The organism is Maribacter stanieri (genome assembly GCF_900112245.1).
Lineage (GTDB): Bacteria > Bacteroidota > Bacteroidia > Flavobacteriales > Flavobacteriaceae > Maribacter > Maribacter stanieri.
Genome location: NZ_FOYX01000003.1, coordinates 287,511 through 299,514, shown reverse-complemented (window position 1 = coordinate 299,514; position 12,004 = coordinate 287,511). Strand labels below are relative to the sequence as shown.

The 12,004-nt window shown below is 31.8% G+C and carries 13 protein-coding genes; 12 read left to right on the top strand and 1 reads right to left on the bottom strand.

Going from position 1 to position 12,004, the window contains the following annotated elements; translation table 11 throughout:
• The first annotated feature begins 87 nt into the window (after positions 1–87).
• From BM296_RS15150 to BM296_RS15130, 5 genes are all read left to right on the top strand, one after another.
• Positions 88–564, top strand: coding sequence for a cupin domain-containing protein (locus tag BM296_RS15150; RefSeq protein WP_091904197.1), 477 nt, complete (start codon positions 88–90; stop codon positions 562–564).
• Positions 565–818: 254 nt separating this feature from the next.
• Positions 819–1,946 carry an epoxide hydrolase family protein gene (locus tag BM296_RS15145; RefSeq protein WP_091904194.1) on the top strand — a complete coding sequence of 376 codons (1,128 nt, stop codon included), beginning with the start codon at positions 819–821 and terminating at the stop codon, positions 1,944–1,946.
• A 235-nt stretch (positions 1,947–2,181) separates the two neighbouring features.
• A complete protein-coding gene (locus BM296_RS15140; protein WP_091904192.1) occupies positions 2,182–2,760 on the top strand; it encodes a Crp/Fnr family transcriptional regulator in 579 nt (192 codons plus the stop codon).
• A 140-nt stretch (positions 2,761–2,900) separates the two neighbouring features.
• Positions 2,901–3,740 carry an MBL fold metallo-hydrolase gene (locus BM296_RS15135; protein ID WP_245787031.1) on the top strand — a complete coding sequence of 280 codons (840 nt, stop codon included), beginning with the start codon at positions 2,901–2,903 and terminating at the stop codon, positions 3,738–3,740.
• A gap of 68 nt (positions 3,741–3,808) precedes the next feature.
• Positions 3,809–4,198 (top strand): nuclear transport factor 2 family protein, encoded by a 390-nt coding sequence (locus BM296_RS15130; protein ID WP_027066646.1) that lies wholly within the window; start codon positions 3,809–3,811, stop codon positions 4,196–4,198.
• Positions 4,199–4,267: 69 nt separating this feature from the next.
• On the opposite strand, the gene BM296_RS15125 is transcribed toward BM296_RS15130, so the two are convergent.
• Positions 4,268–4,804, bottom strand: coding sequence for a DinB family protein (locus tag BM296_RS15125; RefSeq protein WP_091904188.1), 537 nt, complete (start codon positions 4,802–4,804; stop codon positions 4,268–4,270).
• A gap of 317 nt (positions 4,805–5,121) precedes the next feature.
• Here BM296_RS15125 and BM296_RS15120 point away from each other — a divergent pair, with 317 nt between their 5' ends.
• The 7 genes from BM296_RS15120 (at position 5,122) to BM296_RS15090 (ending at position 11,949) form a co-directional block, all read left to right on the top strand.
• Positions 5,122–5,802 (top strand): hypothetical protein, encoded by a 681-nt coding sequence (locus BM296_RS15120; RefSeq protein WP_091904186.1) that lies wholly within the window; start codon positions 5,122–5,124, stop codon positions 5,800–5,802.
• Positions 5,803–6,125: 323 nt separating this feature from the next.
• Positions 6,126–6,776, top strand: a complete 651-nt coding sequence (locus BM296_RS15115) for a peroxiredoxin-like family protein (protein ID WP_091904184.1) — start codon at positions 6,126–6,128, stop codon at positions 6,774–6,776.
• A gap of 224 nt (positions 6,777–7,000) precedes the next feature.
• Positions 7,001–8,278 (top strand): APC family permease, encoded by a 1,278-nt coding sequence (locus BM296_RS15110; RefSeq protein ID WP_091904182.1) that lies wholly within the window; start codon positions 7,001–7,003, stop codon positions 8,276–8,278.
• 34 nt (positions 8,279–8,312) lie between these two features.
• On the top strand, positions 8,313–8,780 hold the full coding sequence (locus BM296_RS15105; RefSeq protein WP_091904180.1) for a type II secretion system protein GspG: 468 nt from the start codon (positions 8,313–8,315) through the stop codon (positions 8,778–8,780).
• Positions 8,781–8,951: 171 nt separating this feature from the next.
• Positions 8,952–10,187 carry an NADH:flavin oxidoreductase/NADH oxidase family protein gene (locus BM296_RS15100; RefSeq protein ID WP_091904178.1) on the top strand — a complete coding sequence of 412 codons (1,236 nt, stop codon included), beginning with the start codon at positions 8,952–8,954 and terminating at the stop codon, positions 10,185–10,187.
• A gap of 69 nt (positions 10,188–10,256) precedes the next feature.
• Positions 10,257–10,694 carry a hypothetical protein gene (locus BM296_RS15095; RefSeq protein ID WP_143099086.1) on the top strand — a complete coding sequence of 146 codons (438 nt, stop codon included), beginning with the start codon at positions 10,257–10,259 and terminating at the stop codon, positions 10,692–10,694.
• A gap of 517 nt (positions 10,695–11,211) precedes the next feature.
• Positions 11,212–11,949 carry a YoaK family protein gene (locus BM296_RS15090; protein ID WP_091904173.1) on the top strand — a complete coding sequence of 246 codons (738 nt, stop codon included), beginning with the start codon at positions 11,212–11,214 and terminating at the stop codon, positions 11,947–11,949.
• The last annotated feature ends 55 nt before the right edge of the window (positions 11,950–12,004 follow it).

Genomic DNA, 12,004 nt, shown 5'->3' with positions numbered 1-12,004 from the left:
TTTCCTGCGGAAAATCCTCGCAAGTAAACACGCTGTACGCAAGCATGAAAATTCGGAACAAACAAGGAATATTTAAACATTAAGAAAATGAAAAAACTAATTTTCCTCCTATTAATTTTAACCTCTGTATCTGTATTTTCCCAAAACTCAGATTACAAGGTATTTTCATATCTAACGGATGGAACAAAAGCGCCAAATACTCATTATATCGGAGAAGCTTGGTTGACTGCCATTATTCACGATGATGAGGAATTGGGTTATAATATTACAAAAGCAACTTTTAAAGCAAACTCAACCTTGGACTGGCATAAACATGGAACGGCGCAAGTCTTAATAATTGTAGATGGAGAAGCCTATTATCAGGAGAGAGGAAATGAGCCTGTTATTTTGAAAGAAGGAGATGTAATTAAATGTGAGAAAGATATCGAACATTGGCATTCCTCTTCAAAGCTTAGTGATGTAACATATTTGGCTTTATATGGTGGTGGACAACCAACTTCTTGGACTGAAGTAGTTACACAAGAATATTATGATGAAGTAGCTGAAAAACTAAAAAGTAATTGAAATAACGCACTCAGACGTAAATGCCAGCGTACAACACAACGTATAATAAATACGGGCTACGGGCTTAAACGAAAGGTTTGTGTATTTTTATGAAGTCCGCAAAATTGAAAATTACGCGTTAGCGAAATATTCAATTTTTGCTTTAAACAAGGAAAAGAAAAAAAGATTTTACTATGTGCTTGGCGGAAAGTAAACTCTAGTTTGCTCCCGTACTGTTCATAGCTCAAGCGTTGTGCAAAATGTTGAAAATCTAGATGATAGAAAAATTTAAGGTAAACATTCCTCAATCTGAACTTGATGATTTAAATGATAGAATCAAAAAAGTTAGGTGGCCAGATGAAATTAAAAATTCAGATTGGAAGTATGGTACAAGCCTTTCTTACATAAAAGAACTAGCTGACTATTGGCTAGAAGAGTTTGACTGGAGAATAATAGAAAAAGAAATAAATTCTTTTCCGAATTTTATCGCAGATGTTGATGGCAATCAAATCCATTTTCTTCATATAAAAAGTAATAAGAAAAATGCCATCCCAATAATCATAACACACGGCTGGCCTGGTTCATTTCTTGAAATGCTTAAAATCATACCACATCTAACAGAGTCAGAAGAATCACCTTTTGATTTGGTTGTACCTTCAATTATTGGCTTCGGATTTTCAAAAAAACCAACGGAAAATGGAAGTGATTATGGATATAACGCAGAATTATGGCATAAACTTATGCTTAAACTTGGGTACAATAAATATGGAGTTCAAGGTGGTGATATTGGTGCAGGAATTAGTATAAAAATTGCTCAAAAATATCCTAAAAGCATTATCGGATTACATTTAAATTACATATCCGATTCCTATAAACCATATTCTGAAGAAAACGAAAATATAGAAACTCACATCGTGAAATTTCAAAAAGCTACTCAAATGTGGAATGAACGAGAAGGGGCTTATGCTTCACTTCATAGCACAAAACCTTTGTCATTAGCTTATGGATTAAATGACTCCCCAATTGGACTTTGTGGTTGGATAATAGAAAAGTTTAACGCATGGAGTGACAATAACGGAGATATTGAAAATAGCTTTACAAAACAAGAATTACTGGCAAATGTCACTTTATATTGGTTAACTCAAACAATACATTCGTCCATTAGAATGTATCACGAGATTAGTAATAGTCCACTAAAATTTAAAAAAGATGATTTTATAAAAACTCCAGTTGGTTTTGCAAAGTTTCCAAAAGAGATTCCTACACCACCAAGAGATTATATTGAAAAAGGCTTCAACGTAGTTCATTGGACAGAAATGTCTAAAGGAGGTCATTTTCCTGCGCTAGAACAACCTAAATTGTTAGCTGATGATATGATAAGGTTTTTTGAAAAATTGAAGTAAACTGTGTAGAGAACATTAAGCACAACAAACCTAAACGTAATGGGTACTTTAGGTTTAAAAGCTAAAGTCTGAGTATATTTATAATGTTGCTAAATCTTATGAATTTAACTTTGGACAAGAAAAATAAAACTAAACGATAAGCTTTAGATTCGTGTGTAGACGAAAACGAAAAGTTTCCTTGCCTACGCACTACGCTTAGCTTAAGCGTTGGGCATAATGTACAAATCCCTCGAATATGAAAGAGTTACTAATACAAAATATTTTAAACCATATTACGCTTTCTAAAAAAGAGTTAGATAGCTTTTTTAGCTTATTCAACCAAAAAGAAGTCCATAAAAAAAATTTCCTTTTGCGAGAAGGAGAAATTTGCAAGTTTGAAGGCTTTGTTATCAAAGGACTTTTCAGAGTATATCATATAGACAGTAATGGCTTTGAACAAGTACTCTATTTTGCTCAAGAAAGTTGGTGGATTACTGATATAGACAGTTTCACCAATGAAAAACCTTCACAACTTTACATTCAAGCATTAGAGGATAGTGAAGTATTATTAATTTCAAAAAAAGATAAAGAATTTGCTTATAATAACATTCCCAAAATAGAAAAACTGTTTAGAGTCATGACTCAAAAAACGCATATCGCGTTACAACGAAGAATGATAGATAATTTGAGTAAAACTGCCGACCAACGCTATATGGACTTTATTGAAAAATATCCCAACCTCTTTCAACAATTAACCAACGTTCAGATAGCCGCTTACTTGGGCATAAGCCACGAATTTTTGAGTAAAATAAGACGAAAAATCGCTAGTAAATAATTGTTAAGAATTCATTTATTGAACTTGTTCAATGTTTTGTGTTAGGTACCCATTGCATCTTTGTACCATCATTAAAAACAACACAAAAAATGAAATCGATTATTTCAACAGCATTATTCACAATTTTAATTTTATTCAAAATGAACGCACAAGAACAAAATTTTAAAACAATAGAAACTAACAAATTTAAACTTCAAGTTTACAACGCATCAGAAAATAGTTTTGGTGTGGCATCTGTAATTATCTCAGGTAAAAACGATGCGGTACTGATAGATGCACAGTTTACGTTGGCAGAGGCAGAAAAAGTCACTCAAGAAATTAAAAACTCAGGAAAAACCTTAACTACTATTTATGTTTCTCATGGTGACCCTGATTTTTATTTCGGATTAGAAATATTCAAAAAATATTTCCCAGAAGTGACGGTTTATGCATCGCCTGCAACAGTAGAACATATTAAAGCGACCGCTCAAAAAAAATTGGAAGTTTGGGGCGAAAGATTAGGCGATAAAATCACATCTAATGTTATTTTACCTCAAGTTTTAAAAGGAAATTCTATTGAGTTAGAAGGCGAAAAATTAGAAATCATTGGATTAGACGAATTCCCAAAAAGAACCTTTTTATGGATTCCATCAATTAAAACAGCTTTAGGCGGAATTAATGTTTTTGGCACAACATTTAATTTATGGATGGCAGATGCACAAACAACAGAGGCACGTAATAACTGGATATCAATCTTAAATATCATAAGTGATTTAAAACCTGAAATAGTAATTCCTGCACACGCAAATACAAATTCAGATTTTACTATTGATGCTGTAAACCATACGAAGAATTACATTCAATTTTATGAAGAAGCCTTAAAAAGCAACACAACTTCTGAAGCGTTAATAGCAACGATAAAATCAAAATATCCAAATTTAACTTTTGAAGCAGCTTTAATGCTAGGAGCAAAAGTGAACACAGGAGAAATGAAATGGTAAAACCTATAACAATTATCAACTTGACATTGCTTTTAGTAGTGTCAAGTTGTTCGTTTAAACAACAAGCTATGACAAATTTAGAAATAATAAAAAGTACCTATGAAGGTAAAACTTCAGAAGAAAACGGTAAAAATTTAGCCAAACATGTTGCTAAAAATATCAGTTGGACAGAAGCTAAAGGCTTTCCTTATGCAGGAACTTATATTGGTTTAGAAAGTGTTACCGAAAATGTTTTTAAGCGTTTAGGTAGCGAGTGGATTGATTATAAATTTTTGCCCGAAGATTATATTGCAAATGAAAACAAAGTAGTTGCCTATGGCACTTACTCGGGCACCTATAAAAAAACGAACAAGTATTTTGAAGCAAGAGTTGCCCATATTTGGAAACTAAACAATGGCAAAATTGTCAGTTTTGAGCAGTTTGTGGACAGTAAATTGGTCGACGAAGTAATACGTTAAAACATTACACCTAACACCGTATATAATTTATCAAATAAAACCGAACTTCTATGAGTATATGCAGCGTGCTTACCAAGTATATTCAGGTGGTTGTATATTATTCATTCGAAGATATAAATTAGCTTTGGCCCTGTGGTTGGTTATATGATCTTGTACATAAAAAAAGGCAAAAGCCCTACTCACAGTATTACCACTATGATACATTACACAAGACTCATCTAATTGTTCTTGTTCTATGGTGCCGATTACATTCGTAGTATAAGCAAACCCATTTTGTAACAATTCAATAATCTCAGCCTTCGTCATCTTCGAAGCATCAGGTGTATTGGGTTTTACTTCCATTCCTTGTACATAACGTTTTGTAAGTAGCTCCACCGTGTATCCAATATGTACCATTTGTTCGCCAAAAGACTTACTTACAGCAGTTGGTTTATACGAATACAGTTCTTCTGGCATTGCTTTAGCTACATCTAATGAGTGTTCACTAGCTGCAAGCCAAACAGCTAAATATGTTTTAGTGAAGGGGGTTTTTGGAACAATTTCAGTTTGCCCATAAGTCATAACCGTACAAAAAATGACCATTATTATTAAAACTAAATTTTTCATAAATAAAAAGAATTAAAGAATTCTACAAGATATATATAAGCTATTAAATAGCTTATAAAAAATAGTATTTGAAGAATCTATTTTATGTAATCATGTTTTATAAAAACTACTCGAAACCATTGTTGCCGAATCGACAAAAATCGAAACTTTTCTTACTTTTAAAGAAAAAAACAAGCTAGGTTTTACGTTTCCGGCAGGCGAAGTTTCTTGATTATTTCTAAAAGGCTTACTAATGGCAAAAGTTTAATGTAAAAACCAAACGAACACGATCCGCCTTCGTACGTGCAACGGTTCATAGCAAATCGCCGTTATAAAAAATGAGTAAATTCAAATTTTTAGTTCTAATAACCCTTGTAAGTAATTCGCTTTTAGGACAAACGAACGATAATTATTCTGATGAATTACTATCCAGTTCTTTTAACGCTTATATGGAAGTTGATTATGAACTTGCCTACAATATGTTTCCATTTATAAAAAAAAGATTCTTAGAACATTTAAAAGACACTTCTAGCTTTGCCAACCCTTATGATAGCTTATCTAAACATATAGATATAAGAAAAACTTCAAATAACTTACTTAAGACCTATAGTTGGCCTGTACTAGATACTGGCTGCTGTCATCGTTCAGTAATTTATGCCCAATTTAAAACAGCATCCGGGGATATAAATTTTATAGATTTAAATGAAACAGATGGTGGAGATATTTTTATTACGGATTTAAAAATGATAGATATCGATAATAAACCCTATTACCTAATTCTAGGCTGGGGCACTTATTGTCAAGGAACACATTATGCAACAGCAAAAATTTATGAAATAAAAAATGGTTCTCTATATAAAAGTGAAGCTTTGTTCAATGATAAAGCTTACCTCTCCATAGACGCAAACAGAGGTGCAAAAATTGATTTAAAATATTCGCTGGAGCAAAAATACTATCATATAATAGCTATGGCGAAGGAAATGATTCTGGATTTTACAGACATGAGAAAAATGTTGTGAAATGGAAATTGAAAAATGAGGGATTTAAAAGGATTAACTAACGTTACCAAAGGCTATAATTTCAATAGTGTACCTAGTTTTTGAAATTATTGGAGAAGAGACTACTGTAGAAATCAATTCAAGAAAGAAAATAGTCAGTTTTGACATACCTAAGTCATATTAAACCTTTATTAAAATGTATGATTACGGGATAATAGCCGCCAATATTGAATATCTTAGAACCAGATAAAAACTTCTTCAAGAATAATTTTATTGAAGATATAGATGAGTCGAATTGAAAAAATGACATTCAGAAAAAGAACATAGAAACAACTTACCATTAAATGAAAAAATTAAGAGAGTTAACTGACGCTAAAATTGAATCTGGAAGACAAAACAATCCAGAGTTCATGAATGGTGTTGATGCTATCATTGAACAAGAAAAAGCATTTGAAAAAGGAAAAGATGCTATAAAAATTGGACAGAAAGCTCCAGATTTTGAATTGCCTAATGCTGAGGGTAAATCAATTGTTTTAAAATCATTATTAAAGAAAGGTCCTGTTGTTATTACTTTTTATAGAGGTAATTGGTGTCCTTATTGCAACTTACAGCTTAGAGCATTGCAGGCAAGACTAGATGATATCTATGCATTAGGCGCTACATTAGTTGCCATTAGCCCACAAGTACCAGATGGGTCTTTGACAGAAGATGAAATTAGTAAGATGGACTTTATTGTTTTGTCTGACCAAGACGCAAAAGTTGCTTTACAATATGGTGTTGCTTGGCAAGTGCCAGAGTTTTTGGCAGAACATATGCGAGTAGATAGAAAGCTAGATTTAGAAATAGTAAATAATGGTAACGGTAACGTATTACCAATTCCGGCAACATTTATATTAGGGCAAGACGGAGTAGTTACCTGGAACTATGTTAATGTTGATTATAGAACCCGTTCAGAACCAGAAGAAATTATTGAAGCCTTAAAAAGGCTATCTTAAAAATGTGCTAGTACTCAATTACTACGATTATTTATTCTCTTCAAAAGTTATTCAGCCTTCTGATTAGATTAATTATTTACCGAGGATTAGGATTAAATCATTTATATAAAATAGCAGTGAAGAGCATAATTCTAGAATTAGTCCTTTTCTGCTATTTTTGTTTACATCCAAAAAATGGCACTACATAAGCTGTTATGTTTCAATCATAAAAAATTGAATATCAAATGAATAAAAAAATAGGTTTAAAAGAAGCTATTTCCATAGGAATTGGGGGTATGGTTGGCGGTGGTATTTTTGCTGTCCTTGGTCTTGCTGTATCCTTAGCAAAAGGTGGAACACCAATCGCTTTTCTATTTGCCGGTATTCTAGCATTAATAACATCTTACAGCTATGTTAAGCTATCAAAGAAATATCCGGACAGAGGAGGTACGGTTAAATTTATTAATCAGGGTTTCGGAAAAACAGTCTTTAGCGGTGCCATTAATAATCTTTTATGGATTAGTTATATCATCATGCTTTCTCTTTATGCTTCGGCATTTGGGTCTTATGCTCCAAATTTATTAGAGCTAACACAAGACAAAGTAATTGATTCTCATATTTATGCAAGCGCAATTATTGTTTTAGCAACAGCAATTAATTACTATAGCATTGCCGTTGTAGGCAAAATAGAATCTTACGCAGTAATTATTAAATTGGTAATTCTTATTTCCTTCATTTTTATTGGTGCTTATGGTTTAATTGGAAACCCCAACGTGGCTCAATTAGCAGTTTCTCAATGGGAAGCTCCTATCAAATTATTTGCTGGGGGCATGGTTATTTTCGTCGCTTATGAAGGTTTTGAACTCATTGCAAATGCAGCACCAGATATTATAAATCCTGAAAAAAATATACCAAGAGCCTATTACTATTCTGTAATTTTCGTTATTGTGTTATACATCGTAATCGCTTTTGTAACGGTAGGTTCACTCCCTTTTTCAAAAATTGCAACTGCACAAGATTATGTATTAGCAGAGGCGGCAAAACCAATGCTAGGAAAAATAGGATTTTCTATAATTACAGTCGCTGCCCTAATTTCCACTTTTTCTGCAATTAATGCCTCTCTTTACGGTGGAAGTAAGGTGAATTATGAAATAGCACAAGACGATGAATTACCACATCACTTTTTGGCAAAACTTTGGAATCAGCCCATAGGATTATTAATTACGGCAATTGCTACATTAATTTTGGTAAACGTTCTTCAATTAGAAAGCATATCAACAGCAGGTAGTGTTGGCTTTTTACTGATTTTTGCCGTTGTTAATTTAGTTGGTTATCGATTATCTAAAGAAACAGGAAGCAATAAAACAATTCCAATAATAGGTTTTGTTTTATGTATGGTTGCTACAGTAATCTTAATTAATCAACAGTACACTTCAAATTTTGTCGGTGTAATTATATCACTAGCTATTATAGTATTTTGCTTTATTGTTGAATGGATTTATAAGAAGGCAGAAAAGAAATAAAACCGATAGGGTAAACCAAATCTGAAATAATTCAATGATAGAAATAATACTATCAACATTAGCTGAATTTGGACTCATTCATGAAGATTATAAGCACAAAAAGCGCATTAGTTTAATTGAAAAAGAAGATGGTAAAAAAAGACCTTTTCAAAAGTATCTATTACAACCTAGTGTAATCATAACTATTTGTTTAATATTCACTGTAAGCATTGGTGTTATTGCCTTTATTATTTATCAGCACACTTCTATTTATCCTGAAAAAACAAAAAAAGAATTAATAGAAATCACCGATTGGATAGAAAAGTGGAAAATAAAGTACGACCACTACCCTACCGAACTAAATGAAATAATTGGCAATAATCCACAGCGTCAAGGTTGGAACACAGATGCTTGGGACAGACCATACAAATACACTCATCAAAACAATGGCATTGGCTTTTCCATTAAATCTGCCGGAAAAGACGGGCAATTTGAAACGAAAGATGATATTATTTTAAAATAAATCAGGAGTATTATAGGTAACCTCAATGAAATGCAAACTTTAAAGCTATTTAATAACACAAAGTCTTAGTTTCGTAGTGAAGCATAAACTAAAGATTTCTTTGTGTACACATTATGCAAAACCATCTTTTAATAGATATCATTTTATCTAAAAACTTTTACAACAAATTTTATGAATGCATTACAGGACAAAATGATATTACCCAGTGGCGTAATTCTAAGTAATAGAATTGCTAAATCTGCAATGAGTGAAAATTTATCGAATAAATATCATGAGCCAACCCCTACTCTTATTAATGCATATAAAGTATGGTCTAAAGGTGGAGCCGGATTATTAATTACCGGTAATATCATGATAGATTCAAATGCTATTGGTGAACCAAGAAATGTAGTTGTTGAAGATAGACAAAATCTTAATCTTCTTAAGGAATGGGCACAGAGCGTAGATGGTACCAATACACAATTATGGGCTCAAATAAATCATCCTGGCAGGCAGGCTATGGAGCTGATCAATAGCAATTTAAAAGCACCTTCTGCTATTCCTTTGAAGTCTGGAGGAAGAAAAAATGCTACAAAAAAAGTGCCTGAGGTTTTAACCGAAAAGGAAATTTTAGACATTATTGAAGCCTTCGCTAATACTTCTATCATCTTAAAAGAAGCTGGTTTTTCAGGAGTTCAGATTCACGGCGCACATGGTTATTTGGTGAGTCAGTTTTTATCGCCTTACACAAACATTAGAGAAGATAAATGGGGAGGGTCCCTAGAAAATAGAGCTAGGTTTGTTGTTGAAGTTTATAGAAAAATAAGAGCATACGTTGGAGATGATTTTCCTATCGGAATTAAATTAAACTCAACAGATTTTCAAAAAGGAGGGTTTTCGGAAGAAGAATCTATGGAGGTTGTAAAAATACTTTCAAAGGAAGGAATAGATTTAATAGAAATATCTGGCGGAACCTACGAAGCTCCAGCTATGATGGGGAAGCGTAAAGAAAGTACATTAAAAAGAGAAGCGTATTTTATTGATTATATTGAAAAGGTTAGAAAGATAACAACCACTCCCTTAATGTTAACAGGAGGTTTTCGTACAACTTCGGTAATGAAAGATGCTGTTGCTTCTAATCAATTAGATATTATTGGAATTGCCAGACCTTTTGCAGTATACCCTAATATAGCAAATGAAATACTAAACGAAAGTCGATTAGATTTTGTAACAACCATTAAAAAGTCAGGAGTAAAAGCAATTGATGGTATGATGAATATTATTTGGTATGAATCTCAAATAAAACATCTAGGACAAGGTAAAAAACCGAATCCTAATCTTAGTCCATGGACTGTCTTTTTTAACTATTTATGGTTAATTGTACAGCACAAACTAAAAAGTAAAAAATCAATACCTAGCAAAGGATAAAAACAACTCTCTGTTCGCCTAATAGTTTAGAAATAAATCGGTTAAAACGACATATTGAAATTCTGAAAAATGAAATTTAAAATAATTAACACAGTTCTGTTCATGGTATTTTCATTAATGCAGGGACATATTAATGCACAAGAGAACATGGAAAACATAGAGACACCCTTTGGGGATACTTTTACCTTATCCTCTACCAAAAAAAGTTTTACAATTGGAACCAATGAAGAAAATGTAAAAATTGAATTGTTAGATTTTATGAAGGAATGGGGTTATGATGCCCTGCCAGAATATGAGAATAGAGACCATTATTCTGATGTTCAATATACTTTACAAGTTGATATCAAAGGCAACAAAAACACCTTTAATTTTTATAGCTCGGAGATTAAGCAAAATGATAATTTCACTATTGACCTTGAAAACTACACACTCTTAATTCTATCGGATAATTACGCAAATACATCTGCATCTATTGAAATGAAAATCAATAAAAAAAATAAGGAATAAACAAAATCAGCTCATTATTTCTACGATACAAAGTATTTTGAAATTGAATAAGAAGTCTAAAATTATTGTATCTCTAATACTAATAATTTATGGTTGTTTTTTAGCCGGTATTGGCTTTACCACAAAGTTGGGACATCCAATTAATACAGCCATATACTTATTTGGATTTCTACTATCAATTGTAGCATGCATTTGGTTAATAATCTTAATTGTTTCTAAAGATTAAATAAACAGTTTATTCTCTTAAATCCACTACAGATAACTTGAATAGAAAATACATTACTAAAACAAGTAATTAGATAATATTTATTCTGAATTATTGCAGATTAACTAAACCAAATAGACAAACAATATTAACTTTGTAGAATACTATTTTTTACTGCCCTTCTATACATAGTCTTAGTATTTATGTATTGAATAAACTAAACATGAAAAGTACTCCTTTTTCAAAACGCTAAACATAAAATAGTAGGATTGCCAAGCATATTTTTTTGGTAGTTAATTAATTAAAAATATAATGTTCAGACATCAAGGCAAAAGCAGAAAATTAAAACACAATCTGCAAATTGCCACCATTTTATCTTTTGTTGCGGGTATTGTAAATGTTACAGGCTTTTTGGCTTACAACCAGCTAACTACTAATGTCACTGGACATTTTGCGTTGTTTATGAGCGATGTATTCAATTTCGAATTTTGGAAAGGAACAATTTACTTTCTATATATTATTTCATTTCTATTTGGTTCATTTCTATCCAGTTTTCTAATTGAAAAATATAAAGAAAATAAAAAAATGAATGTTTTTGTGCTACCTACAATCATTGAATGTCTTGTTCTAATAACTATTGCTATCATTGGTGCTCTGGTGGAAATAAACTATTCTGATATAATTGTATGTGCTCTATTATTTGCCATGGGACTTCAGAATTCTTTTGTGACTAAAATTTCTAATGCCGTAGTAAGAACTACTCACCTTACAGGATTATTTACAGATTTGGGCATTGAACTATCTCAATTATTTTTCCCAAAAAGACATCCAAATAGAGATAAATTAAAGTCTAATATTAAGCTCCGTTTATATATTATTTGCTTCTTCTTTCTCGGAGGAATCATAGGGGGTATAATCTATGTAAATCTCAATTTTAAATTACACACATTAATTCTAGCTGCAGCTATTTTACTGGTAAGTTTATTCTATGATGATTTTAAATATAAATTAATACGTACCAAGAGAAAATACAATCAACGTAATTTATAATGTCCGTATAGTTATCAATCAAATTACCAGTCTTTTATAAATGGTTTATGTATTT